This window comes from Arthrobacter sp. RT-1 (genome assembly GCF_003367205.1).
Taxonomy (GTDB): Bacteria; Actinomycetota; Actinomycetes; order Actinomycetales; family Micrococcaceae; genus Arthrobacter.
In genome coordinates this window covers 18,232-43,319 of sequence record NZ_QRGQ01000012.1, presented here as the reverse complement: position 1 = coordinate 43,319, position 25,088 = coordinate 18,232, and the positions used below count along the sequence as shown (strand labels likewise).

26 protein-coding genes, 1 other RNA gene and 1 riboswitch are annotated in these 25,088 nt (G+C 65.0%); of the genes, 11 read left to right on the top strand and 16 right to left on the bottom strand.

Translation table 11 applies throughout. The annotated features are described in order from the left end of the window. The first annotated feature begins 3 nt into the window (after positions 1-3). The 3 genes from DXK94_RS11360 to prfB all read left to right on the top strand — a co-directional run bounded on the left by DXK94_RS11360 (position 4) and on the right by prfB (position 2,041). Positions 4-417, top strand: a complete 414-nt coding sequence (locus tag DXK94_RS11360; protein WP_258868527.1) for a hypothetical protein — start codon at positions 4-6, stop codon at positions 415-417. After that, positions 414-851 carry a pilus assembly protein TadG-related protein gene (locus DXK94_RS11355; RefSeq protein ID WP_258868526.1) on the top strand — a complete coding sequence of 146 codons (438 nt, stop codon included), beginning with the start codon at positions 414-416 and terminating at the stop codon, positions 849-851. Before DXK94_RS11360 ends, DXK94_RS11355 begins: the two co-directional genes overlap by 4 nt. Before the next feature lie 71 nt (positions 852-922). Further along, positions 923-2,041, top strand: a complete 1,119-nt coding sequence (gene prfB / locus DXK94_RS11350; RefSeq protein ID WP_079597620.1) for a peptide chain release factor 2 — start codon at positions 923-925, stop codon at positions 2,039-2,041. A 190-nt stretch (positions 2,042-2,231) separates the two neighbouring features. On the opposite strand, the gene DXK94_RS11345 is transcribed toward prfB, so the two are convergent. Next, positions 2,232-2,975: a polyprenol monophosphomannose synthase gene (locus tag DXK94_RS11345; protein WP_115525072.1), complete on the bottom strand. Its 744-nt coding sequence runs from the start codon at positions 2,973-2,975 to the stop codon at positions 2,232-2,234. Positions 2,976-3,301: 326 nt separating this feature from the next. Between DXK94_RS11345 and ftsE the strand changes: the two genes are divergently transcribed. The 6 genes from ftsE to DXK94_RS11315 all read left to right on the top strand — a co-directional run bounded on the left by ftsE (position 3,302) and on the right by DXK94_RS11315 (position 8,634). Then, positions 3,302-4,090 (top strand): cell division ATP-binding protein FtsE, encoded by a 789-nt coding sequence (ftsE, locus tag DXK94_RS11340; RefSeq protein ID WP_115525071.1) that lies wholly within the window; start codon positions 3,302-3,304, stop codon positions 4,088-4,090. Continuing rightward, the gene (gene ftsX / locus DXK94_RS11335; RefSeq protein WP_079597623.1) at positions 4,087-5,001 is read left to right on the top strand and encodes a permease-like cell division protein FtsX; all 915 of its coding nucleotides are present in this window, start codon (positions 4,087-4,089) and stop codon (positions 4,999-5,001) included. The genes ftsE and ftsX overlap by 4 nt, the downstream gene beginning before the upstream one ends. A gap of 28 nt (positions 5,002-5,029) precedes the next feature. Further along, complete coding sequence (locus DXK94_RS11330; RefSeq protein WP_115525070.1) at positions 5,030-6,466, top strand: M23 family metallopeptidase; 1,437 nt, start codon at positions 5,030-5,032, stop codon at positions 6,464-6,466. An 85-nt stretch (positions 6,467-6,551) separates the two neighbouring features. After that, entirely contained in the window at positions 6,552-7,025 is a 474-nt protein-coding gene (gene smpB / locus DXK94_RS11325) for an SsrA-binding protein SmpB (RefSeq protein ID WP_079597625.1), read from the top strand. Positions 7,026-7,102: 77 nt separating this feature from the next. Continuing rightward, positions 7,103-7,473, top strand: a transfer-messenger RNA (tmRNA) gene (gene ssrA / locus DXK94_RS11320). Positions 7,474-7,650: 177 nt separating this feature from the next. After that, on the top strand, positions 7,651-8,634 hold the full coding sequence (locus tag DXK94_RS11315; protein ID WP_115525069.1) for a S1C family serine protease: 984 nt from the start codon (positions 7,651-7,653) through the stop codon (positions 8,632-8,634). A gap of 16 nt (positions 8,635-8,650) precedes the next feature. Here the strand turns inward: DXK94_RS11315 and DXK94_RS11310 are convergent, their stop codons facing one another. From DXK94_RS11310 to DXK94_RS11265, 10 genes are all read right to left on the bottom strand, one after another. Next, positions 8,651-9,025, bottom strand: a complete 375-nt coding sequence (locus DXK94_RS11310) for a hypothetical protein (RefSeq protein WP_115525068.1) — start codon at positions 9,023-9,025, stop codon at positions 8,651-8,653. 53 nt (positions 9,026-9,078) lie between these two features. Beyond that, positions 9,079-9,480: a CrcB family protein gene (locus DXK94_RS11305; RefSeq protein WP_115525067.1), complete on the bottom strand. Its 402-nt coding sequence runs from the start codon at positions 9,478-9,480 to the stop codon at positions 9,079-9,081. Continuing rightward, complete coding sequence (locus DXK94_RS11300) at positions 9,477-9,911, bottom strand: CrcB family protein (protein WP_079597629.1); 435 nt, start codon at positions 9,909-9,911, stop codon at positions 9,477-9,479. The genes DXK94_RS11305 and DXK94_RS11300 overlap by 4 nt, the downstream gene beginning before the upstream one ends. Positions 9,912-9,926: 15 nt before the next feature. Further along, positions 9,927-10,640, bottom strand: a complete 714-nt coding sequence (locus DXK94_RS11295) for a metal-dependent transcriptional regulator (protein WP_115525066.1) — start codon at positions 10,638-10,640, stop codon at positions 9,927-9,929. A 46-nt stretch (positions 10,641-10,686) separates the two neighbouring features. Further along, positions 10,687-11,445, bottom strand: a complete 759-nt coding sequence (locus DXK94_RS11290) for a class I SAM-dependent methyltransferase (protein WP_115525065.1) — start codon at positions 11,443-11,445, stop codon at positions 10,687-10,689. A 94-nt stretch (positions 11,446-11,539) separates the two neighbouring features. Next, positions 11,540-12,964, bottom strand: a complete 1,425-nt coding sequence (locus DXK94_RS11285; protein ID WP_115525064.1) for an aminotransferase class V-fold PLP-dependent enzyme — start codon at positions 12,962-12,964, stop codon at positions 11,540-11,542. Between the two features lie 37 nt (positions 12,965-13,001). Continuing rightward, positions 13,002-13,115: riboswitch (SAM riboswitch) on the bottom strand. Positions 13,116-13,285: 170 nt separating this feature from the next. Continuing rightward, complete coding sequence (gene hisN, locus DXK94_RS11280) at positions 13,286-14,098, bottom strand: histidinol-phosphatase (RefSeq protein ID WP_079597633.1); 813 nt, start codon at positions 14,096-14,098, stop codon at positions 13,286-13,288. Positions 14,099-14,146: 48 nt separating this feature from the next. Further along, a complete protein-coding gene (locus DXK94_RS11275) occupies positions 14,147-15,262 on the bottom strand; it encodes a ribosome small subunit-dependent GTPase A (RefSeq protein WP_115525063.1) in 1,116 nt (371 codons plus the stop codon). Next, positions 15,246-16,646, bottom strand: coding sequence for a 3-phosphoshikimate 1-carboxyvinyltransferase (gene aroA / locus DXK94_RS11270; RefSeq protein WP_115525062.1), 1,401 nt, complete (start codon positions 16,644-16,646; stop codon positions 15,246-15,248). Before aroA ends, DXK94_RS11275 begins: the two co-directional genes overlap by 17 nt. 6 nt (positions 16,647-16,652) lie before the next feature. Then, positions 16,653-17,201 carry a DoxX family protein gene (locus tag DXK94_RS11265; RefSeq protein ID WP_115525061.1) on the bottom strand — a complete coding sequence of 183 codons (549 nt, stop codon included), beginning with the start codon at positions 17,199-17,201 and terminating at the stop codon, positions 16,653-16,655. Between the two features lie 205 nt (positions 17,202-17,406). Between DXK94_RS11265 and DXK94_RS11260 the strand changes: the two genes are divergently transcribed. Then, the gene (locus DXK94_RS11260; RefSeq protein WP_115525275.1) at positions 17,407-18,246 is read left to right on the top strand and encodes a sigma-70 family RNA polymerase sigma factor; all 840 of its coding nucleotides are present in this window, start codon (positions 17,407-17,409) and stop codon (positions 18,244-18,246) included. After that, positions 18,243-18,503, top strand: coding sequence for a mycothiol system anti-sigma-R factor (gene rsrA / locus DXK94_RS11255; RefSeq protein ID WP_079597637.1), 261 nt, complete (start codon positions 18,243-18,245; stop codon positions 18,501-18,503). The genes DXK94_RS11260 and rsrA overlap by 4 nt, the downstream gene beginning before the upstream one ends. A gap of 110 nt (positions 18,504-18,613) precedes the next feature. On the opposite strand, the gene DXK94_RS21945 is transcribed toward rsrA, so the two are convergent. The 5 genes from DXK94_RS21945 to DXK94_RS11235 all read right to left on the bottom strand — a co-directional run bounded on the left by DXK94_RS21945 (position 18,614) and on the right by DXK94_RS11235 (position 24,879). After that, positions 18,614-18,688: a 50S ribosomal protein bL37 gene (locus DXK94_RS21945; protein ID WP_369299106.1), complete on the bottom strand. Its 75-nt coding sequence runs from the start codon at positions 18,686-18,688 to the stop codon at positions 18,614-18,616. Positions 18,689-18,809: 121 nt separating this feature from the next. Continuing rightward, positions 18,810-19,424: a PadR family transcriptional regulator gene (locus tag DXK94_RS11250; protein WP_079597638.1), complete on the bottom strand. Its 615-nt coding sequence runs from the start codon at positions 19,422-19,424 to the stop codon at positions 18,810-18,812. Then, on the bottom strand, positions 19,424-20,251 hold the full coding sequence (locus tag DXK94_RS11245; protein ID WP_115525060.1) for a DUF4097 family beta strand repeat-containing protein: 828 nt from the start codon (positions 20,249-20,251) through the stop codon (positions 19,424-19,426). The genes DXK94_RS11250 and DXK94_RS11245 overlap by 1 nt, the downstream gene beginning before the upstream one ends. An 85-nt stretch (positions 20,252-20,336) precedes the next feature. Beyond that, positions 20,337-20,936 (bottom strand): GDSL-type esterase/lipase family protein, encoded by a 600-nt coding sequence (locus DXK94_RS11240; protein ID WP_176156864.1) that lies wholly within the window; start codon positions 20,934-20,936, stop codon positions 20,337-20,339. A 145-nt stretch (positions 20,937-21,081) separates the two neighbouring features. Then, positions 21,082-24,879, bottom strand: coding sequence for a multifunctional oxoglutarate decarboxylase/oxoglutarate dehydrogenase thiamine pyrophosphate-binding subunit/dihydrolipoyllysine-residue succinyltransferase subunit (locus DXK94_RS11235; RefSeq protein WP_115525059.1), 3,798 nt, complete (start codon positions 24,877-24,879; stop codon positions 21,082-21,084). Between the last annotated feature and the right edge of the window lie 209 nt (positions 24,880-25,088).

The window sequence follows — 25,088 nt, the reverse complement described above, 5'->3', positions numbered from 1 at the left end:
TGCGTGCATGAGCAGGGGAGCGCGGTTGTTGAGTTCACGTTCCTGGCGCTCTTACTGATGGTTCCCCTCGTGTACTTCATCATCACCGTGGGACAAATCCAGGGTGGTTCGTTTGCCGTGGTTGGGGCAGCTGACCAGGCCGCGAAGGTCTACGTCGCCCAGCCCGACGCATCGTCAGCCCAGGCAGCCGCCGAACAAGCGGTAGCCATTGCGCTGGCTGACTTTGGGCACCGGCCGGAGGAGGCCACCGTGGCTATCAGCTGCGACCCCGCCGACTGCCAGGCCGCGGGCACGGTGGTGACTGCAAACGTCAGGCTGGCAGTGCCCCTGCCATTTGTTCCGTTCCCTGACGGCCTCCGACTGTCCGCCACTGAGGTGGAGGCATCCGCAACCCAGGTGGTGGGCAGGTTCCGATGACGAAGAACGAAGACGGCCAGATGATGGTGATGATTTTGGGCTACGTAGCGCTGGCCCTGCTCGTCACAACGGTTGTCATCGGTATCTCGGCCGTCTACCTCGAACACAAGCGGCTACTGTCCCTCGCGGACGGCGCCTCGCTTGCGGCAGCGGACAGCTACACCCTCGGTGAAGTCGCAGCGCAGGGTGGCAGCCCGTCGGCAGTGCTCAATCCTGCGCGGGTGCGAAATGTGGCGGCGGACTTCGTCGCCAGGAGCCCGGCGTCGGAACGGTTTGATGACCTGGCGGTGGCAGGGACGACAGGAACAGCCGATGGTTCCACCGCCGTCGTGGTTCTCACGGCGGCAGTCCACCCGCCGGTAGTGAACTTCCTGATACCTGCCGGAATCCCGATAGAAGCAACGTCCACCGCCCGTTCGCGGTTAACGCGCTGAAGAACAGCACGGGGCTGCTGCTGGCAGGCGGGACCGGAGCCTTTCGCCGGATAGCGTAGGCTTAAACAACCATGGCCAATATTGATTTTTCCGCTGAAATCCGCGCCCTTCGCGCCACGTACGATTCCATCGAGCGAGTCTCCGATGTGGAAACTCTGAAGGAAGACATCGCCGAACTGAGCGAGCGGGCGGGCGAACCGGACCTCTGGGATGACCCTGCAGCGGCACAGAAAATCACTTCCCGGCTGTCCCACCGGCAGTCCGAGCTTGAACGCCTCAACACGTTGGCTTCACGGATTGACGATCTCGAAGTCCTCGTGGAGCTGGGGCAGGACGAGGATGACGCCGCCTCCATGGGGGAGGCGGCCGCAGAACTTGAGTCCATCAAAAAGGCACTCAAGGAGCTCGAAGTCGTCACCCTGCTGTCGGGTGAGTACGACGAACGCGAAGCCGTGGTCTCCATCCGCGCAGGCGCCGGCGGTGTGGACGCCGCCGACTTCGCCGAGATGCTGATGCGCATGTATCTCCGCTGGGCCGAGCGGCACGGCTACCCCACCACGGTCATGGACACGTCCTATGCCGAAGAGGCAGGCCTGAAGTCGGCCACCTTCGAGGTCAAGGCGCCCTACGCCTTCGGCACCCTCAGCGTCGAAGCCGGAACCCACCGCCTGGTCAGGATCAGCCCGTTCGACAACCAGGGCCGGCGCCAAACGTCGTTCGCTGCCGTGGAGGTCATCCCGCTGATCGAGCAAACAGACTCCATCGAAATCCCGGACAACGAAATCCGGGTGGACGTCTTCCGGTCGTCCGGCCCCGGTGGGCAGTCGGTCAACACTACGGACTCCGCGGTCCGCCTCACCCACATTCCGACGGGCACCGTGGTGTCCATGCAGAACGAAAAATCGCAGCTGCAAAACCGCGCCGCGGCCATGCGCGTCCTGCAGTCCAGGCTCCTGCTCCTCAAGAAGGAACAGGAGGATGCCGAGAAGAAGGCACTGGCAGGTGATGTCAAAGCGTCGTGGGGCGACCAGATGCGCTCCTACGTCCTCAACCCCTACCAGATGGTCAAGGACCTCCGGACCGAACACGAGGTGGGGAATACCTCGGCCGTGTTCGACGGCGAAATCGACGATTTCATCGACGCCGGTATCCGCTGGCGCACCGATAACCGCAACGCGGAGAGTAAGTAGCCTTCGTTGAGAGGGTAACCGCAGTGGTGCCCGCGAGCGTTTGTCGCGACGAACCGTGCTGCAACCCGAGGTAAGAACGAGCGGCAGCACCATATGCGCTGCGCTGGGCCTGCCCCCTAAAGGTGGGGCAGGCCCAGCGCTTCCAGCCGCTGTCCATTTCTTCGCTCCGTGGTCCGGAACGGGGCCCAGCCTAGGGTTGGGCGGAGGCCTTTTTGCCTGTCAGGGTGTTCCAGCGTGCCTGCAGGCCCCATTTGGTGACGTTGATCATGGCTTCGACCACGATGTTGCCGCTCATCTTCGAGGCGCCGAGTTCGCGCTCCACGAAGGTGATGGGGCGTTCCTCGATGCGCAGGCCCATCCGTGCCACCCGCCATGCCAGGTCGACCTGGAAGCCGTAACCGACCGAATCCACCTGGTCCAGGTTGAGTTTTTCCAGGGTAGTCCGGCGGAAGGCGCGGTATCCGCCGGTGACGTCCTTGATCTTCAGGCCGAGCATCAGGCGGGCGTAGGTGCTGCCCACCCGGGAAATGGCCTGGCGGTAGAGGGGCCAGTTCACCACGCGTCCGCCGGGCACCCAGCGGGAACCCATGGCAAGGTCTGCGCCCTGCTCGATGGCCTCCAGGAGCTGGGGCAGCTGCTCGGGCTGGTGGGAGCCGTCCGCGTCCATTTCCACGAGCACGTCGTAGCCGGCATCCAGGCCCCACTTGAACCCGGCGATGTAGGCGGCGCCCAGTCCCTCCTTGCCCTTGCGGTGCAGGACGTGGACCTGGGAGTCCCCGGCCGCGATGGTGTCGGCGAGTTTGCCGGTGCCGTCAGGGCTGTTGTCATCCACTACCAGCACGTCCGAGGCCGGGACAGCAGACCGGAGCCGCTGGAGCGTCTTGGGCAGCGATTCCAGTTCGTTGTACGTGGGAATGATCGTAAGGACGCGCACAGAGGGCCTTTCCTGGAGGGAGCGGTCGGTGCACCTGGCGGCCAGCTAGCCGCCGGCAGGCGCAGCTACCCATTATAGGAGCGAGTAAAGGCGGTCCCGAGAGTGCTGCGTTTCTCTCAGTAAGACATGCATGCACGAGGCTTCAATTTGTTCACTCTGGCACCTGGTTCCCGCGACACGCCCTCTGAAAGCCCGGTAATACGCCGGGGTTCGTGCGTATAGTCGAGGGGCCGGCGCCCTACTTTCCCCAAACGAAAACCCGTGCACCGGCTGCAGAACTGGGCTGCATGTGAGAATCAGCCATGCCCTGCAGGGTACTTAGGGCCATGATCCGATTCGAAAATGTCACCAAGGTCTACGACCAGACAACCCGGCCTGCGCTGGACTCCGTCAACCTTGAGATCGACCGCGGCGAATTTGCCTTCCTGGTCGGCGCGTCCGGTTCTGGCAAGTCCACTTTCCTTCGCCTGGTGCTCAAGGAGGACCGCGCAACCTCCGGCGCTGTCTATGTCGCCGGCCAGAACGTGGCCAAGATTTCCAGCTGGCGCGTTCCCCGCCTAAGGCGCGGCATCGGCGTCGTTTTCCAGGATTTCCGGCTCCTGCCGCAGAAGAATGTTTTCGCCAACGTTGCGTTCGCCATGCAGGTCATCGGCAAGAGCCGCAGCGTCATCCGGGACACGGTTCCCGAGGTCCTCAAGACGGTGGGCCTGGAAGGCAAAGAGCACCGCATGCCGCACGAACTTTCCGGCGGTGAGCAGCAGCGCGTTGCCATCGCCCGCGCCGTCGTCAACCGTCCGGGTATCCTGCTCGCCGATGAGCCCACCGGGAACCTGGACCCCACCACGTCCATGGGCATCATGGGCGTGCTGGACAAGATCAACCAGAACGGAACCACCGTGGTGATGGCCACGCACGACGACGACATCGTCAACGAGATGCGCAAGCGGGTGGTTGAGCTTCGGAACGGCGTGGTCATCCGAGACGAAGCCAAGGCGCTTTACACCTCAATGATTCCCGTGGTGGGACAGTCCCGCAGGCTCAAGGACGCCAGCGGCAGGGAAAACCTTGAAACGGGCGTCCCCGGCGATGGACGCGAAGGCGAGGCACAGCGATGAGGCTTGCATTCATCCTCAGCGAGATCGGCAGCGGACTCCGCCGCAACCTGTCAATGGTGGTCTCGGTCATCCTTGTCACCTTCGTGTCGCTCACCTTCGTGGGTGCCGCAGGAATGCTGCAGATGCAGATCAACCAGATGAAGGGCTACTGGTACGACAAAGTCCAGGTGGCCATCTTCCTGTGCAGTGAAGGTTCGACGGCGGCTGGCTGCGCGGGTGGGCCGGTCACCTCCGAACAGCAGGAAAGCCTGAACACCCTGCTGGAGTCGCCGGCGGTTGCTCAGTACATCAACGACTTCCAGTTCGAGTCCAAGGAAGAGGCGTACAAGCACTTCAAGGACCAGTTTTCGAATTCACCCATCGTGGATTCCGTGACGCCGGACCAGCTGCCGGCATCCTTCCGGATCAACATGAAGGATCCCCAGAAGTACGAGATCATCAGCGAGACCTTCTCCTCGCAGCCCGGCGTGGAAACGGTCATTGACCAGCGCCAGCTCCTTGAGCGGCTCTTCTCCGTCATGAACGGCGCCTCCCTTGTGGCCGTCAGCATCGCCGGCGTCATGATCGTCTGCGCCATCCTCCTGATCGCCACCACCATCAGGCTTTCCGCGTTCAGCCGCCGCCGGGAAACGGGCATCATGCGCCTGGTGGGCGCCTCGAAGACGGTGATCCAGCTGCCGTTCATCCTTGAAGGCGTGATCGCTGCCGTGATCGGTGCTGCCCTGGCCTCCGCCACGTTGTGGGCGGTGTCCCACTTCTTCCTGGGCGAGTTCATGTCCCGGCAGTACCCGGACACGGCCTTCATCTCCTCAGGCCAGACGCTGATCCTCGCACCGGCTCTGCTAATCCTTGGCGCATCCTTGGCTGGAATTTCGTCTCTCTTGACCTTGCGCAGATACCTTCGCGTCTAGGACCATGCAAACCGATCAAGGAACGCCCATGAACGTAACCGATCAGACCTCCGTGCACGGACGCCGAACTGCCTCCCTTCGGTCAGGGGTCATCAGCGGCGTGCTTGCCGTCGTCCTCGCCGCCGGGCTCGCCTCATCCACACCGGTGGCTTTCGCGGACGAGCTTGAAGACAAGCAGGCAGCACTTGAGGCTGAGGCGGCGCGCGTCCAGCAGTCCCTGGAGTTCGTGGATTCCCGCATCGCAAAGGCAGCCAGTGACCTGGTGATGTACCAGGGCCAGCTGCCGGGTGCCCAGCAGGCACTCCTGGAAGCACAGGGCCGTGTGGCAGGTGCCGTTAAAGAGGTTGAAGCGCTTTCAGCTCGTGTGGACATGGCCCAGCAGAACAAGGCCAAGATCACCCAGCAGCTGGAAACGGATAAACAAAAGATCGCCGATACGAAGAAACTCATCGGCCAGATTGCCACCCAGGCCTACAAGTCCGGGGGAGTCCCCTCAAACCTTTCGCTGTTCTTCGGCGACAACAACGGCGCCAGCCTCACGGAGACCATGGACCTGGCGGACCAGGCCATGCGCAGCCAGAACGCGGCGATGGACAAGTTGTCGCAGCAGAGTGCCACCAACGTGAACTCGGAAGCGCGCCTGCAGGCGGTCGAGGCCGAGATTAAAGACCTCAAGGCCAAGGCCGATGCTGCCCTGGAGAGGGAAAAAGCTGCCCGGGACGAGGCAGCCGCCAAAAAGGAACAGGTCGATCAGCTGATCGCCGACACCACCCGGCTTGATGCAGAGTTGCAGGCTGCCAAGCCCGGAATCCAGGCACAGCTGGCGGGCGTCCAGGCCAGCCAGAACGCGGTTGCCGCAGAAATTGAGGAGCGCGACCGGAGGTTGCGTGAGGCCTGGGAGGCCGAGCAGCGGAGGCAGGCAGAAGCAGCTGCGGCTGCTGCGGCTGCCGCCGCGGCCGCAGCAGCCGCTGCCAAGGGCCAGGCGCCCCCGCCGCCCCCGCCGGTGCAGTCCTTTATGCCCCCGGCCGGATCGCCGTCGGTTTTTGGCCTGCGGCATCCCTTCTCCGGCAACGTACCCATAACGTCCGGGTTCGGCTGGCGGGCTACCCCGCCGGGCACCATCGACTTCTACGGGCAGGGCGGCTACATGCACACGGGGCTCGATTTTGGAGCAGCCTGCGGCACGCCCGTCTACGCTGCAGCAGCAGGCGAGGTCTTCAGCTCAGGCTGGAGTTCAGCAGACGGCGGCGGCTGGCGCGTCAAGATTTCCCACGGCCTGATGCAGGGCAACACCCTGAACACCATCTACTACCACAACGCCAGCATCGTGGTGTCGAACGGCCAGCGGGTCTCACAGGGCCAGCTCATCGCCTACTCCGGCAACACCGGCAACTCCACCGGCTGCCATGCCCACTTCGAAACCTGGCTCAATGGCGCTCCTGTTGACCCGATGGGGCTGCTGTAGGGGTTGATTGCCCTGCCGTACACTGGTATCACTCCGCACCGAACCGGCCCGGAGGACAACGGATCTGAACCTGAGGAGCTTTCCCGTGCCTAAAGAAAGTGGCCGAAAAGTGGTGGCCACCAACCGCAAGGCCCGGCATGATTACCACGTGCTGGACACCTACGAGGCCGGCATCGCGCTGATGGGCACCGAAGTGAAGTCCCTGCGCGAGGGGCACGCCTCCATGGTGGACGGATTCTGCACCTTCTATAACGACGAGTTGTGGATGGAAGCCATCCACATTCCTGAGTACAACCAGGGCAGTTGGACCAACCATGCCGCGCGGCGCCGCCGTAAGCTTCTGCTGCACCGCGAGGAACTCAACAAAATCTCGCACAAGGTCCGTGAATCGGGCTATACCATCGTTCCACTCCAGCTGTACTTCGTTGACGGCAGGGCCAAGGTGGAGATCGGCGTGGCCCGCGGCAAGCGCGAATACGACAAGCGCCAGACCCTCCGGGAGCAGCAGGACAACCGCGAAGCGCAGCGGGAAATGCGGGAGCGCAACCGCCGCCGCTAGGCTGGAATGAATCGCCTGAAGGATGAGTTATACTAGGTAGTCCGGCGGGCTTGCCCACCGGTTTGGTAAAAAAATATGGGGATGATCGGTTTCGACGATGTTAGTCGCGACAGGTGAAGCGGGCCGAGGATGCAGAATTATCTCGTTAACGCTGTCTGCAAAAAAATAATCGCCGAATCAAAACGCGATAACTTCGCTCTCGCTGCCTAAGCAGCCTTAGCAAGTTCGTCAGCCCGGGGTTGCTATCGCCCCGGATGCTGGCGTCATTTAGATAGCCACTGCTGCTTACCCTCGTCATCGGGGTGAGCGGGACTCTTTGATGACTGGGCCCGGATCAGCCAGCTGTTTGCAGCATGGCTGGGGCCGAGAAAATCCGACGCAAACTGCGCCCGGAGAAGCCCTGACAACACGACATCGGACGGGGGTTCAATTCCCCCCATCTCCACCTTGGGAAACACCCCGGTCTTCGGACCGGGGTGTTTTTCTTTGCCCGGCTCCGGTCCCTTCACCCGTTCACCAACGGCGTAGCGGGGACGGGACTACTACCCGTCCGCGGTTCGTTGACTCCGATAGGACCCGGACAGGTATTTCAGGGCGGCCGGGCGGCACAACCAGGAGGTGCGCCATGGACCAGGCGCGGGAGCCGGCTTTTAACGAATACGACGACGATGTGCTGGATTCGTATTCACAGACAGTCATGCGCGTGGCAGCAGCCGTCACTCCCCATGTGGCTGCCATCGAAATGACAGCGGCACGGCGCAACGGACGAGTGCGGGTGGGCGCAGGCTCGGCGGTGCTCTTCACGGAGGACGGCTACCTCCTCACCAATTCGCACGTGGTGGCAGGAACCCGGACCGGCCATGCAGTCTTTGCCGACGGCAGCCGCATGGAACTGGAACTGGTGGGCGCCGATCCCTTGTCCGATCTTGCAGTGATCCACGGCAGGCGGGCCAAGTTGCCGCCCGCGGTATTCGGCGCGGCGGAATCCCTGCACGTTGGGCAGCTCGTTGTGGCGGTAGGTAACCCCCTGGGCCTGGCCGGTTCGGTGACAGCAGGCGTGGTCAGCGGCCTGGGCCGGGCCATTCCGGTCTGGTCGGGCGGCAACCGGAGAGTCATCGAAGATGTCATCCAGACTGATGCAGCGCTGAACCCTGGCAATTCCGGCGGAGCGCTGGCCGATACGCACAGCCGGATCGTTGGCATCAACACTGCAGTGGCTGGAGCAGGGCTGGGCCTGGCGATTCCCATCAACGCAACCACCCGCCGGATCATCTCCGCCCTGCTGGCCGACGGGCGAGTCAGGCGGGCCTATCTGGGCCTCGTCAGCACGCCGATGCGGCTCAATCCCAGCGCGGTCATCAGGACTGGCCAGCGTGAAGGCCTGCGCATCGTTGAGGTATTGCCGGGATCACCGGCAGACAAGGCAGGCCTTACAGCGGGCGACATCCTCCTGACAGCCGGCGGACGCCCTGTCAGTGATGCCGAAAGCCTGCAGCGGCTGCTGTTTTCCGACGCCATCGGCGAGCCGCTCGATGTTGCAGTGCTGCGGGACGGCGTGGAGCTCCACCTCGTGGCAGTTCCCGAGGAGATGTCCAGCAACGGCAACTGAGCCGCCCGGGAAATTCCTAGTGGTGGTCCGGCGCCGCAACGTCCGCGATGCCTACAAAACGCGTCCCTACGCCGTCGAACTCGCTTCGAATGAAGCCGGCCTGCACCGGCGGCACCTCATCAGGTGCATGATGGCTGCACACAACGTAGGTGAAGTCCGGCCACCACTTCTTGGGACGGGCCGCCTCCTCGTAGCCGCACACGGCGCATTCCAGGTGGACCCAGACCGGACGCTTGCCTGTCCGGTTGGCACGCGACTGGACCAGCCACGGCGGCGGGTTGTCCAGGATTTCGCCCAGTTCTGCCTCCGTCATCCACTTCGGAAGGCCATGGCGCTGGGCCATCTCCATTGGTACATCCAGGGCAATTGCCGCGTCACGTCTGCTGATCATCAGAATCCACGATACGGGAGGCCGCCAAATCGGCTGCTCCTTCGGCAGCCAGGCTAGGCGGCCAGCGCTATGCCCGCCGCTGCAGCTGCAAAGCCCAGGGCCAGGTTTGCCACGATGTTCAGGGCTGCGGAACCAAAGCGCGCCTCACTCAGCAGCCGCACGGTGGCGGTGGTCCATGAGCTGAAGGTTGTCAGGCCTCCGGCGAGGCCCGTGGCAAGTCCGGCATGCCACTCGTCCGGCAGTCCCAGCCGCCCGGTCAGGCCAAAGGACACCCCGATGATGAGGCACCCCAGCACGTTCACCAGCAGCGTGGCCCAAGGCCAGTGCGGCCTATCCTGCCGTCCCGCCATCCGGACCCTGCGGGTGGGAAGGTGATGCGCGAACCAGCTGTCGATGGCGAAGCGCAGCAGTGAGCCCAGGACGCCGAAGATTCCCACCAGCGCGGCAGCGGTCATGGCCTGCCGCCCGCAGCGTCAGCCTCCGATGTCCAGGGGAGCAGCCTGCCCACACGCCACCCGAGGCCGGCAGCCCCCAGTCCGAGGAGCAGTGAGAGCGCCAGGTAGGCAACCCAGACGGGATGCTGGCCTGCCCGGGCCAGTTGATCCACCGCGAACACCACGGCAGAAAACGTGGTGAAGGAGCCCAGTAGTCCGGGGCCCAGCCCCGCGCGCAGCCAGAACGCTGTCCCCGGCCGGGCCATCCAGGCCGTCGTTAGCGCCGCCAGCACAAAGCTTCCGGCGGCATTGATCCAGAGCATCACCCAGGGTATTGATCCGGGAATCTCGGGAAAGGCCAGCCCCAGGCCATAGCGGAGTTCACTGCCCACCAGGCCACCGGCGGCCACCGCAAGCCAGGCCCGCGCAGACGGCATTCCCGAAGGGCTCATCCTGCCGGTTGCATCTCAGCCGTCCGCCAGGATGCAGCCAGGATGCGGCTGGTCGCTGTGGACCCACAGGGCCGAGGTAATCTCGTCGGCCAGGTCGTAGTCCCGGGTCCGGCCGGAGTTGCGGATGCGCACCACCAGCGCACCGCCGAACGGCCGTCGCCCCACCACCTCCACCTCGGCGTCGAGGTCTATCTCCTCCGCGGACAGATAGCGGAGCAGATCCGGGTTGTCGTCGCTGATCCGGGTGATCCTGCCGGTATGGCCCTTGTCCAGCTCACCCATCAGGTGGGCCCGGGGCATCAGAACCTTGCCGTCGGCAGTGGGAATCGGGTCGCCGTGCGGATCACGGCTGGGGTCGCCAAGTTTGGCAGCAACCCGTTGAATGAACGTGTCCGAGACAGCGTGCTCCAGCAGTTCGGCTTCATCGTGGACTTCGTCCCAGCTGTAACCCAGCTGCTGCACCAGGTACGTTTCGATCAGCCGGTGGCGCCGCACCATGGACAGGGCCAGCCGCAGGCCGGTGTCGGTCAGTGTGATGGCACTGTACGGTTTATGGTCAACAAGGCCCTGGTCCTTGAGCTTGCGGACCATCTCCGACACCGACGAGTTGGCCACCCCCAGCCGCTGGGCAAGCTGCGAGGACGTGATGGGCTTGTCCTGCCATTCAGTGAATGAGTAGATGACCTTGACGTAGTCCTCGATGGAGGAGGAGGGCGCGCTGGTCTTCACAGGACCAAGCCTACCGGGTGCCGGTGGACCGCAACGGCGACGTTCTTCATGCTTTGACGGCCCGCCACGACAGGGTCAGGTACGGCAATTCCAGGTCCTCATCGTCGGCATGGCCCAGGTGCTCATGCAGGTACCAGTCAAGGTTGGTGAGGACCTTGGCCCGGGTGGTTTCGCCGGCGCGAAGATAGTAGCTGCGGGATTTGGTGAGCTCCATCAGATCCCTGGTGCTGACAAGGTCCTGCCAGTGCGTCACGTGGCCTTCAAGGTGTCCGAATTCGGGGCCCACCACGGGCCGGTGGTCCGGCTTGTACACGTCCCCCGCATGCATGATGCGGGAAAGCCGGTGCACCCACGGGACGGACGTGTCCAGCTGGTTCCAGACCAGCCCGAGCGTTCCGTGCGGGCGGAGTACACGGGCCAGTTCCGTGCTCGCCGCGAGGGGATCGCACCAGTGCCAGGCCTGGGCAACGGTGGCGACGTCGAACGCCGCCGCCGGCAGGCCCGTCGCCTCCGCGGTGCCCAGGACGGCCGTGGCGTCCGGATAGTGCGCCGTCAGCTGTCCCAGCATGTCTGCGGATGGATCGACGGCGGTCACGGCCAGCCCAGCGGCCAGCAGGAGTTCGGTGAATTTGCCGGTGCCGGCGCCAACGTCCAGCGCGTCACGGGCTCCGGCAGGAACGAGCCATTGCGCCGATTCCGCAGGATACCCGGGCCGGACCCGCTGGTAATGCTTGCCGCCGTCCTGGAAGCTCTGGCCGAGCTCCCGGCGCCGCCCATGATCAAGCCTGGGGCCACCCCGAACCACCTGCGGCCTCCTTCACTAATGCCCTGCGGTATCCTCCGAATTTACCGCATCCGGGTCCGGCAGCAGGGCACGGCCGGTCAGCCGCTGGCGACGGTCAGTCGTCAATGCAGGGAGCAGCCCCCGCGGTTCCCGGCGTGTTCGGAGCCCAGTGCGGGTAGGTGCGGGTGTCGTTCGCGGGAACCCAGCGGCCGGCGTCCACCACATAGTCCCAGCCCAGCCCGTCGCGGCGGAGGGTGGCGATGCCTGCCAGGAGCCGCTCGGCATCCTCGAGCCTGGAACCGAGGCCGAAGCTGGCACGAAGGGACCCGGAGGGAAGCCCCAGCCGCTTCAGCAGCGGATGCGCGCAGAAGCGCCCGTCCCGCAGCCCCACCCCGTGCTCAGCGGAAAGGTACGCGGCAACGAGCCCTGCGTCGTAGCCCTCGACGGAAAAGTTGACCACACCGATGGTGTCCGTGTCCGCGTTGGTGTCTTTGAAGATCTGGTGGACCGTGACCCCGTCGATGTCCTGCAGGCCCTCCACCAGGAACGAGCGGATGGCGGACTCGTGCGCGTGCCAGCGGTCCTGGTCCAACCCGGCGATGACCTGGGTGGCGCGGGCAAGGGTGGCCGCGCCCAGGACGTTGGGGGAGCCGCCCTCGTGGCGGGCGGGGCCTGTTGCCCAGCTGACGCCGTCGAGCCTTGCTTCCTTGACGGCGCCGCCGCCGGCAAGGTGTGGAACACCGGCGTCGAGCCAGTCAGGGCGTCCCACCAGGACACCGGCGCCGAAGGGCGCGTAGAGCTTGTGGCCGGAGAACGCGACGTAGTCGACGTCGTCCGCGCTGATGTCAATGCGGCGGTGCGGCGCCAGCTGGGCGGCATCGACCACGATCCGTGCGCCGTGCTGGTGGGCGAGCGTTGCCAGGGCGCGGACGGGAAGGATCTCGCCGGTGACGTTTGAGGCACCGGTGATTGCCAGCAGGCTCACGCCGCCCTGCTCCAGCTCAGCGCGGACGGCCTCGATGGTTCCCGCGATGGTGTCGGCGGCAACGATGCTGCGGTGGGGTACTCCCTGCCAGGGCAGCAGGTTGGCGTGGTGCTCGATGTCCAGGTACAGGACGTCACCGGCATGGCGTCCGTCAGCGACGGGCAGGCAGCCGGCCAGCAGGTTGAGTGAGTCCGTGGTGTTCCTGGTGAAGATGACGGAATCATCCGGCCGGCCGCCCACGAAATCGCGGACGATGCTGCGGGCGTTCTCGTACACGGAGGTGCTGATTTGCGAGGCGTACCCGGCGCCGCGGTGGACGCTGGCGTAGTACGGCAGGATCTCGTTGAGGTAGGCGGACACCACCGAGAGGGCGGGGGCAGACGCGCCATAGTCGAGGTTGGCGTACCGGACATGCCCGCCGGCGATCAGGGGCGCCTGGATTTCCGCGCCGGTGACGGCGGCGAGGGGGCGGCCGGCGATCGCCTGGCGCGCGTCGAGGGCCGTTGCAGCTTTGGTGGTGATGTCGGCGTTGGGGGAGACGGTGGCAGTTGTCACAGAGACCTCACTTCAGAACAGGACTCCGGCATAGAGGAATCCGCGCTTGCCGCATCCGCTCCGGACCGGCCTGGTCGTCACCCGGGGCACCCCACCGCGAATGGAGGGTTGCCGGCCAGCAAACCGGGGTTTTGCGCTGGCACTCGTGACCTGGTTAAGAGCGTAGAACATGGGGCGGCCAGGTTTGAAGCCGGCGCAATTGTTAAGGCTTTTGTTACGCGCCGTCGCAAAAGGCGTATCTAGCCGAAGAAAACGACGGCGGGCGCCTCCTTTCGGGGCGCCCGCCGTCGATTCTTCGGTCAGGTGGTGTTGGGGCCGGGGTCAGAGAAGGTCGTCGAGGCCCGGGTTCAACCGCTGCAGCACCTCGGAGTGCAGGATGGAGTTGGTGGCCAGGGCGTTGCCGCCGAACGGACCGTCCTCGCCCTCCAGCGACGTGAAGCGGCCACCCGCCTCCACCACGATCGGTACCAGGGCCGCCATGTCGTAGAGGTTGAGCTCGGGTTCGCAGGCGATGTCCACCGACCCTTCTGCCACCATGCAATAGGACCAGAAGTCGCCAAAGGCGCGGGTCCGCCAGACGTCCTCGGTCAGGCCAAGGAACTCGTCAAGGTTTCCGCGTTCCTTCCATCCGCCCAGGCTGGAATATGACAGTGAAGCGTCGGACAGGCTGGAGACGTCGGACACCCGCAACCGGGTGGCCGCGGCAAGTGAACGGCCCATGTAGGCGCCCATGCCCTTGGCCGCCCACCATCGCTTGCCCAGTGCCGGGGCACTGACCACGCCAACTACCGGCTCGCCCTCGTCAACGAGGGCAATAAGGGTTGCCCACACGGGCACGCCGCGGACAAAATTCTTGGTGCCGTCGATGGGATCGATGATCCACCTGCGCGAGCCGTGGCCGGTGCTGCCAAACTCCTCACCGAGTACTGCGTCCCGTGGACGGGAACGGGAGAGCTGGCCGCGGATGGCTTCCTCCGCTGCCTTGTCCGCATCGGTGACCGGCGTCAGGTCAGGCTTGGTCTCCACGTGGAGGTCCAGTGCCTTGAAGCGGCTCATGGTCTGGTCATCCACGGAGTCGGCCAGGACGTGGGCCAGGCGCAGGTCATCGTTGTAGCTCGAAGCGGGTTGGATCATGGTTCCAAACTACCGTCTGCGGGCGGTTCTGCTGGGAGATCGGCGTTGTCAGTTGACGCTGCCGAGCTCCTTGGTCTCCTGCGCTTCCATGCGCGGATCCGCTCCGAGGAGTCTCCGCAGGGACGCAAGCCGGGCTTCGCCGGTGGGACCCGCATGGCCTCCGGCCACCCAGGCGTCCAGGCCGCAGTCCACCGCCGTGGCAGTGTGCTTGCAGCCGCGTTCGCAGTCATCGATGCCCGGCGATAGGTCCGGGAAGGACCGCAGGATCCGGTCCGGATCCACGTGCGCCAGTCCGAAGGACCGGATGCCCGGGGTGTCGATGATCCAGCTGCCGGGAGGGGCGTCCGCAAGCCGCAGAGCCAGGGCCGACGACGATGTGTGCCGGCCCCGCCCGGTCACCGCATTCACTCCGCCGGTGGCCCTTTCCGCACCCGTAAGCGCGTTGACCATGGTCGACTTCCCGACGCCGGAGTGCCCCAGCATGACCGTGACCTTCCCGTCGAGGTGGGCCCTGAGTTCGGCGACCGCTGCGCTGTCCAGCCGGGCGGACAGCCCGTCGTCGGACCGCGCATCGATGCCGGACGCCTTCATATCGGCGGTGCGGCTGATGATCACCGGGAAGTCCAGGTGCGTGTAGTTGGACAGCAGCTCCGCCGGGTCCTTGACGTCGGCCTTGGTGACGAGCAGGATCGGCTCGATGCCGGCGTCGTATGCTGCCACCAGCGCCCGGTCGATGAAGCCGGTGCGCGGCTCGGGATTGGCTGCCGCCACCACGATCACCAGCTGGTCCGCGTTTGCCACCACGGCCCGCTCCACAGGGTCGGTGTCATCGGCGCTGCGCCGCAGGAGGGTCTTCCGGTCCTGGATTTTCACCAGCCGGGCCAGGGTATCGGGTTCGCCGGAGACGTCCCCCACCAGTGAAACGAAGTCACCGGCCACCACGGGGGAGCGCCGCAGCTCGCGGGCCCGCGCGGCAATCACCGTGCGTTCGTTGCCGGAATCTTCGCCCACCACGGCGGTGTAGCGGCCCCGGTCCACGGTGATGATGCGGCCCGTGACGGCGTCGTCATGGCTGGGCCGGTCCTTCGTGCGGGGCCGGGAGCCCTTCTTGCTGGGCCGGATGCGGACGTCCGATTCGTCCCACGAGTCAGTTCGCCGCGCCACCGCTGGAACCTTCCGCCCCGGCGTCGGCCTCCTTTTCGGATGCGCCGCCCTGGGCAAGCATGTCCGCCCACAGCCGCGGGAAATCAGGCATGGTCTTCGCCGTGGTGGCAATATCCTCCACCTGCACCCCTTCGACAGCCAGGCCCAGGATGGCCCCCGCGGTAGCCATGCGGTGGTCCGCATAGCTGCGTACGACGCCGGCGTGCAGCCGTGCGGGGCGGATGACCAGGCCGTCGCTGGTCTCCTCGGCGTCACCGCCAAGGCGGTTGATCTCTGTCACCAGCGCGGCCAGGCGGTCCGTCTCGTGTCCGCGCAGGTGGGCAATGCCGCTCAGCCGGGAGGGGCCGGTGGCCAGGGCGCACAGTGCCGCCACTGTGGGCGCCAGCTCGCTGGTATCGGCGAAGTCGGCGCCCTTGATCTCCGAACCGCCGGTGACCGTCAGGACGCCGTCCGACAGCGTCACCTCGGCGCCCATCTCGGCCAGGATGCTGCGCCAGAGGTCACCCACCTGCTGTGTCTGCTCAGGCCAGCCCGGGATCCGGACCGTTCCGCCCGAAGCCAGTGCTGCCGCGAGGAACGGCCCGGCATTCGAAAGGTCCTGCTCAATCCGCTGGTCAAAAGCGCGGATGGGCCCCGGTGAGACAACCCAGTGGTTGGGGACTGAATCATCAACGGACACGCCGGCGCCACGGAGGACGGCGACCGTCATGTTGATGTGGTCCAGGCTGGGCACCGGCTTGCCCACGTGCTCCAGGTGGAGGCCCTCGGTGAACCGCGCCCCCACCAGCAGAAGCGCGGAGACAAACTGGGAGGAAGCGCTCGCGTCGATGACCAGGTGGCCGCCGCGGACTTCCCCGGTGCCTTCCACCACGAACGGCAGAGACGCCGGGGCGCCGCCGCCTTCCGCGGATACGCCCACCCCCAGCGCCTTGAGCGCTTCGATGATGGTTCCCATTGGCCGCTTGCGGGCGTGCGGATCGCCGTCGAACACGCTGTCCCCGTTGCGGAGGGCCGCGAGCGGCGGGACGAACCGCATCACCGTGCCCGCGAGGCCGCAGTCGATCCTGGTGAGGGGCGCAGCCGTGTCCTGTCCCAGCGGAACCACCTCGAGGTCCGGCCCAAAGGCGCCGTCACCGGGCACTTCAGTGATGCGGGCACCGAGCTGGCGGAGGGCCTCGATCATCAGGGCCGAGTCGCGGGAGTGCAGGGGAGCCCGCAGGCGGGACGGACCATCGGCCAGCGCCGCGAGGACGAGGTACCTGTTGGTCAGTGATTTCGAACCGGGAACCGTGACGGTGGCATCAACGGGCCGCGAGGCGAAAGGTGCGGGCCAATGGGGAACAGGAGCTCCGGAGTCGTCCCGGGTGGCGGCTGCAGCGGTCATTCGTGCTTATGCCCCCGTGGCCTGTTCCACGGCGCGGCGCACGGCCTTGTCCGCTTTCGACAGCTTCTTGTTCGTGGTCTTCCTGGCATCCGCAGCAAAGTGCGAGGCGCCCTTCCGGGCATCGGCGGCCAGGTGCTCGGCGCGCCAGGCCAGCCCCGGCTTGCCTGCGGTGTCCACGGAGGCAAGCAGGGCGCCGCCGCTCAGGGACAGGTTCTTCAGCAGCTGGTTGCGGCGCGTCTCGCGGCCTTCCTTGCTGCTGATGTCCGCGCTGCGCCATTCGACGAAGGTGTTGAGCAGGGAAATGACTGTCAGCAGGGTGGCCGAAAGCCTGGAGAACTTGCCCAGCCCAAACAGGACGCCTGCGCCCACCTGCGTTCCGCCGATGACCCGGGCAAGCATCTTCTCGTCAGCCTGGAACGGCAGCGATGCCGCGGCCTTGCGGAGCAGGGGGGAGAGCTGCTGCGCTGTATCGTCAGCGTTTTTGAGCTTATCCACGCCGGCAAGAACGAAACTGGAAGCCAGCATGGGCCGGGCGAGCGTGCGGACAAAGGACATGGATTTCCTCCTGGATGGACGAACCGCGTCGTGAACGGCGGAGTCCGTCCTAGTCTTGCACTTTTGGGGAATATTTGCCCAAGGGCAGGGGTTATGCCAAACGGGTCCGCGAAGGTCGGGTCACGAGTCAAAGTGCGAAAACAATGAGCGGAGCTGGGCCTTGAGGCGGGTGTTGGACGGAATCGAAGCGGCAGGCCCCGTGGCAATGAGCTCCCTGGAGGTGGAACCTCCGGAGTATGGCTCGCCGCGTGCACGCAGCCTGACAGTAGACTTGAAGGCAATGAGCACCCTGGATCCGGCCGTGTCGGCCATGTATGAGGCTTCGAATAACGAAGTGAAGGGCGCCGCGGATGCGGCGTCCGCGTCCGAAGCGGCTGAGGCCCCACAACCCGGAGCTGAAACCACCGAAAACGTGGTGGATGTTTCCACGGAAACATCCGAACAGCGCCGGCTGCGGTTCGAACGCGACGCCATGCAGTACGTTGACCAGCTGTACTCCGCCGCGATGCGGATGGCACGGAATCCTTCGGACGCCGAAGACCTCGTCCAGGAGGCCTATACCAAGGCGTTCTCAGCGTTCCACCAGTACAAGCCGGGCACCAACCTGAAGGCATGGCTGTACCGCATCCTGACGAACACCTACATCAACCTCTACCGCAAGCGGCAGCGTGAGCCCCTCCAGTCCAACTCGGACACCATCGAGGACTGGCAGCTTGCGCGGGCAGAATCGCACACCTCCAGTGGACTCCGCTCTGCTGAGGCTGAGGCGCTGGACCACCTTCCGGATTCGGACGTCAAGCGTGCGCTCCAGGACATCCCGGAAGAATTCCGCCTTGCGGTCTACTTCGCTGATGTCGAGGGGTTCGCGTACAAGGAAATTTCAGACATCATGAACACGCCTATCGGCACCGTGATGTCCCGGCTCCACCGCGGCCGGAAAATGTTGCGGGACATGCTCGCGGAGTACGCCGCCGAGCGGGGATTCAAAACGGCCGCGGATTCACAGGACACGGCTGCAAGCACACAACAGGAGAACAGGAAATGAGCGACTGCCAGGGATTGGGCGACTGCGACGACACCCGGATGCAACGCATCTACGAGTACCTCGACGGAGCGCTGACCCGCGAGGACATTACGGAGATCAAGAACCATCTTGACGACTGCCCGGAATGCACGGAGCAGTACGACCTTGAATGCGTCATCCGCAACATGGTCAAGCGCTCCTGCACCGAAGCAGCTCCGGAAAACCTGAAGAACGCCATTCTGGACCGCATCCACGCCATCAAGCCGGTGGACGCCTAAGTCCAGGCGCTGCCAGGATCCAGCCGCCGCAATTGCCATTGGACAGCAAAGACCCCGGAAGCCGAATGGCTTCCGGGGTCTTTGCTTGAACCGTAGTCCCTGGCATTTGCCTAGGTGTTGGGGCGCTTCCCGTGGTTCGCGCCGCCACGCTTACGGTCACGACGCTTGCGTGCACGCTTGCTCATAGCTGGCCTCCTTACTGTTGGTACTCAAAAGAGCTGCCCTCAAGTCTCGCACATCATCAGACCGCCCGCGAACCGGGAACCGCCGCATGACCTGCGCTTGGACGCATCCACGCCGCCGGGCTCAGGAGTGCAGGGAGTTCCGGATAGCGATGCGGGCCTGCTCCAGCACCGTCCTCATGGTTTCCAGGGTGACAGGACTCAGAGGCTGGGTGCGGGCCGCCAGCCTGAGTTCAGTGCGGACATCGTCGCGAAACTCCTGGAGCATCATTTCCGCTTCCTTAAGGGACCGCTGGCCCACCACGGGGCCCCGTCCGCCCGGAAGCCGGAAGTCCGCCGCCAGCGTAGTGGCACGGGCAGCTTCCGCCGTTGCGGCCAGGTCGGCACGGAGGCCGCGCATGTTGCTGCGGATGTCCTCCCGCAGGTCATCGGCCAGCCGGCGGACCGAGGCTGAAATGTCGTTTTCCACCCCGGCCAGCTCGTCGCGCCGCCGGTCCAGTTCGGCCAGGCCCGCGGCGGTGATGCGGTAGTTGGTGCGCCGGCCGGCTGATTCCGTGGCCACCAGGCCCTCCTCCTCGAGCTTTCCGAGGCGGGGGTAGATGGTGCCGGCGCTGGGGGAGTAGGTGCCGCCAAAACGGTCCTTGAGGGCCTTGATGAGCTCATAGCCGTGCTTGGGGCCTGATTCAAGCAGCGCCAGGAGGTACAGGCGCAAAGCACCGTGCGCGAATACCGGCGGCATCAGTTCGCCGCTTCCGCATTTCCGGGCGTCGGGCTGTGGAAGATCGATGTCTTGCCGGAGACGGAGTTCGTCCGGACCAGCATGAGCTGCCCGTCAGGGCCTGCAATGGTCTCCACCTTTCCGCCCACCTGCGCATAGTGCTGGTCGTCGATGACCACGGCCCCGCTGGCAGACTTGGCCACGATGTCCACGCCTACATTGTGCGGCAGCCGGACGGTGAGGTCGCCGGAAACCGAGTTGGAGCCAAAGTCGTGCGTGAAGTCCTGCAGGTCGAAGCTCAGGTGCCCGCTGACGGTGTTTGCCCGGACATGGGTGAAGCGGCCGGAGGCCGTCACCTCCCCGGAAACGCTCTTGGCGGTCAGGACGCCGGCGTGGTTCCGGGCAGCAACCTCTCCGCTGACGGTGTTGACATGCAATTCTCCGCCTGTGCCGTTCGCCATGACGGAGCCGGAGACGGTATTCAGCCGGGTATTGCCGGTAACCCCGGAGACCAGGCCGTCGCCACTGACGATTCCGGCTTCGACGTCAACGTTCTCCGGAACGGCGATGCTGATCACGGCCGAGTTCTCGCTGTTGTGGCTCACCGCTCCCATGAGGTTCTTGAACCAGCCCTGGGCACCGTGAAGCTGGTGCCGGACTTCCAGCCTGCCGTTGCTGATGGAAACTGCCACGGGGTCTCCACGGACCTCGGTGATCTCAATGCGGGCAACGGGTTCCTGGTGGGTCACGACGTCGAACCGCCCGCGGACCATGCCCAGCTTCAACGACGTCACGCCGTCGACGTCGATGGTTTGCGGGCTGGTGACAGTCCAGTTCTGCTCAGACATGGCCCCTCCAAAAGGCGATATATCGTGTGTAGGCTTCCAACGGTACCGCTGCCGGAAGGGGTGGTCAAGATATATCGCGAGTGGTTTAGGCGGGTGCGTCCAGTTTGAGCCACTGGAACCAGCCACGGTGCAGCACCAGCCACGCCATGAGCCCGTACCCGGCCTGGCCGGGAGTCCCACCGTTTGCCGCGAGGTCCTGACGCCACTGCTCGTGATTGAGGAGCGGCGAGAACGTGTCGACGTACAGGTGCTTCCGGCGGGTGGTGACATCCGCGAAGGCGGTGTTCAATTCATCCAACCGGCGGTTCTGCGCCGGATCCAAAGTGGGCGGCGGCCCCACGACGAAAACCTCGATCCGGTTCTGCGAGGCCGAGTCCAGGATGTTTGCCAGGTTGAGCCGGCTCCGTGCAGTGGACAGGCCGAACTCGATGTCCCGGCCGGATAGCCCGATCACCAGGCGGTTTTCCGCCTGCGGGCTGAACCGCCGCCCCGCTTCTTCCAGCCAGCGCGCGGCCAGACCCTCCGTCCCTTCCTGTGGACAGGGGAGGGCATAACTTTCCATCAGCATGCCGTCCTGGGGAGTGCGGGCAAGGACGCGGCCCAGCCAGCCGAGCGCCCGGGGATCTCCCAGTCCGGCGAGCAGTTCATCTCCTACAGCCGCAATACGCAGCTTCCTGTCTTCCACACGATCCTCTTTACTTCGGTCCTGACTGGCCGCTGCCACCGTGGCGCCGCGGATGCGGGATAACGGGGCGGCGCTGTCCATCCATTAAACAGAACTGCCCGGCCGGAGTCTGGTATTTCGACGTCCGGCCGGGCAGCCTTACTGCTTACTTCCGTGCAAATGCCTGCTTCAGCAGAACATCCTGCTCCGCGGCGTGCCGCTTCATGGAACCGGCAGCCGTAGAGGCTGACGCAGGACGCGACACCAGGCGCACCCGGCGGTCAAGGGCGTCCGGCAGGTTCAGGCCGATGAACGGCCACGGTCCCTGGTTGGCAGGCTCGTCCTGGGCCCAGACAACCTCGGCGTTCGGGTACTTGGCAAGTTCCGCGGCAATCTCGGCGTGCGGCAGCGGGTAAAGCTGCTCCACGCGGACGATCGCGGTGGTCTTGTCGCCGGTCTTCTGCCGGGTGGACAGAAGATCGTAGTACAGGCGGCCGGAGACCAGCAGGACGCGTTCGACGGCGTCTGCCGCCAGCTGCTCATGCTCCGGGATGACCGGGCGGAACGTGCCGGTGGTGAAGTCCTCGACCGATGATGCAGCGGCCTTCAGGCGGAGGAGCTGCTTCGGCGTGAAGATGATCAGCGGCTTCCGCGGACGGCTGTACGCCTGGCGGCGCAGGAGGTGGAAGTGCGAAGCAGCCGTGGTGGGGTTCGCCACGATCATGTTCTCTTCAGCACACAGCTGCAGGAAGCGCTCGATCCTGGCGGAGGAGTGGTCCGGGCCCTGGCCTTCGTAGCCGTGCGGAAGCATCAGCACCAGGGAGGAACGCTGGCCCCACTTCTGCTCGGCCGACGAGATGAACTCGTCAATGATGGTCTGGGCGCCGTTGACGAAGTCACCGAACTGGGCTTCCCAGAGGACCAGCGCGTCCGGCCGTTCCACCGAGTAGCCGTATTCGAAGCCCATGGCCGCGTATTCCGACAGCAGCGAATCGTAGATCCACAGCTTGGCCTGGTCATCGGAAAGGTTGCCCAGCGGCAGCCATTCCTTGCCGTTGGCGCGGTCATGGAACACGGCATGGCGCTGCACGAAGGTACCGCGGCGGGAGTCCTGGCCGGCAAGGCGTACGGGAACGCCTTCCATGATGAGTGAGCCAAAGGCCGCGATCTCGCCGAAGCCCCAGTCGATGCCGCCTTCACGGGACATCTGCTCACGCTTCTCGAGCAGCTGCTTCAGCTTGGCGTGGACCGTGAAGCCCTCGGGGATCTCCACGTGCGCCTTGCCGATCCGGGCCAGCGTCTCCGCCGAGATGGCCGTGGAGGCCGGGGCGCTGATGCTGGAGTCGGACTGCTGGGCGATGGGCCGCTCGATGTCCGATACTGCAGCGGAGTCTGCGGTGACAATCGGGATCGGGGACGTCTGCGCTGCGTGGGTCTCGGCGAAGACGCGTTCCAGCCGCTCCTGGTAGTCGCGGAGCAGCTGCTCTGCTTCTTCCTCGGTGATGTCGCCGCGTCCGATCAGGGATTCGGTGTACAGCTTGCGGACGGAGCGCTTGGCTTCGATGAGGTTGTACATCAGCGGCTGGGTCATCGAGGGGTCGTCGCCCTCGTTGTGGCCCCGGCGGCGGTAGCAGACCATGTCGATGACAACGTCCTTGTGGAAACGCTGGCGGAACTCGTAGGCGAGCTGGCCGATGCGGACCACAGCCTCGGGGTCGTCACCGTTCACGTGGAAGACCGGTGCCTGGATCATCTTGGCGACATCCGTGGAGTACGTGGAGGAACGCGAAGAGGACGGGGCGGTGGTGAAGCCCACCTGGTTGTTGACCACGATGTGGATGGTTCCACCGGTGCGGTAGCCGCGCAGCTGGGACAGGTTGAGCGTCTCAGCGACAACACCCTGGCCTGCGAAGGCGGCGTCGCCGTGGACCACGATGGGCAGGACGGGGAACGATTCACCCTGGTCCAGGCGGTCCTGCTTGGCACGGACGATGCCTTCGAGCACGGGGTCAACGGCCTCCAGGTGGGAGGGGTTGGCGGCCAGGTAGACCTTGGTTTCCTTGCCGTTGTCCGACGTGAAGGTGCCCTCAGTACCCAGGTGGTACTTGACGTCGCCGGAACCCTGGACGGAGCGGGGGTCCTGGGTGCCTTCGAACTCGCGGAACACCTGTGCGTAGGTCTTGCCGGCGATGTTCGTGAGCACGTTGAGGCGGCCACGGTGGGCCATGCCGATGGCGACTTCGTCGAGGCCGTCGTCGGCGGCGTCGGACATGATCGCGTCAAGCAGCGGAATCAGGGACTCGCCACCCTCCAGGGAGAAGCGCTTCTGGCCCACGAACTTGGTCTGCAGGAACGTTTCGAAGGCTTCCGCGGCGTTCAGCTTGGAAACGATCCGGAGCTGCTCTTCACGGCTCGGCTTGGAGTACGGGTGCTCCAGCTGGTCCTGGAACCACTTGCGCTCGGCAGGCTCCTGGATGTGCATGTATTCGATGCCGGTGGTGCGGCAGTAGGCGTCACGCAGGACACCCAGGATGTCGCGGAACTTCAGCTGCGGCTTGCCGCCGAAGCCACCGGTGGGCCATTCACGGTCCAGGTCCCACAGGGTGAGCCCATAGGTCAGGACGTCCAGGTCAGGGTGCTTGCGCTGAACATATTCGAGGGGATCGGTGTCCGCCATCAGGTGTCCGCGGACGCGGTAGGAGTGGATCAGCTGCTGGATCCGGGCCACCTTGTTGATTTCGTCGGCCGGGTCCACCTGCTTGTCGGCGCTCCACCGGACAGGCTCGTACGGGATCCGGAGGGCTTCGAAGATCTCGTCGTAGAAGTTCTGTGCCCCGAGCAGGAGCTGGTGGACGAGCTTCAGGAACTCGCCGCTGCCGGCACCCTGGATGACGCGGTGGTCGTACGTCGACGTGAGCGTAAGGACCTTGCTGATGGCATTCTGGGCGATGATCTTCTCGCTGGCGCCCTGGAATTCAGCGGGGTAGTCAAGGGCGCCGACGCCGATGATGGCGGCCTGGCCCTTGGAGAGGCGGGGTACCGAGTGGACGGTGCCGATGCCGCCCGGGTTGGTCAGTGAAACAGTGGTGCCCTGGTGGTCCTCTGCGGTGAGCTTGCCGTTGCGGGCACGCTTGATGAGGTCCTCGTAGGTGTGCCAGAACTCGGCAAAGTTAAGGGTTTCGGCCTTCTTGATGTTCGGAACCATCAGCAGGCGGGTCCCGTCGGGCTTGGGCATGTCGATGGCGATGCCGAAGTTGACGTGGGCGGGCTGGACAGCCGAAGGCTTGCCGTCCACCTCGTCGTAGTACACGTTCATGGAGGGGAACTGCGACAGGGCACGGATCACGGCGTAGCCGATGAGGTGCGTGAAGGAGACCTTGCCGCCGCGGGCACGGGCAAGGTTGGAGTTGATGACAACGCGGTTGTCGATCAGCAGCTTGGCAGGAATGGCCCGGACGCTGGTGGCGGTGGGCACCTCGAGGCTGGTGACCATGTTCGTGGCAATCGCCTTGGCCGGTCCGCGGAGGACGGAGACGACGTCTTCCTCGGGAGCGGTGGGGGCCTTGACGTTCTTGGGCAGCTGCGCGGGGATCGGCTGGGATCCGGTAGCGCCCTCGGTCTTCTTGCCGCCGTCGCGGGCTACGGTGGCGGGAGCCTTCTTCACCGGTGCCGGGGCGGGCGCAGCAGCGGCCGGCGGAGCGGCCGGAGCTGCGGCCGGCGACGGTGCCGGTGCTGCAGGAGCCGCGTTCACGATGGGCATCTGCCGGGTGGGAGGGTTGGCCGTGGCCTGTCCCGAATTTCCGTTGGAAGAAGAACTGCTGCCCGAGTCGAACGATTCAAACAGCGGCCACCACTTGGCATCCACAGCGTTCTTGTCCTGCTGGTACTGCTCGTACAGTTCGTCAACGAGCCACTCGTTTCCGCCAAATTCCTCTGGTAGACGGTGGCTTGGCTGCTCTGGCACTTGAAATACGCCTCTTCCATGAGTTTGATTTCTCTCCGGCCCCACGGTGCTTCAGCACTACGTTCGAACCAGTCTCTGCGTCCTCTGAACCCAGACGTTTGCAAGTCTAGTGAGCATGTCGTCTTAACTGCCAATAAGGGTGACCCAAATCATGAAGTGACGCGCCAAGGGCGGAATATGGCGGCCGGAGGCGTCTCAACGGACGGTTT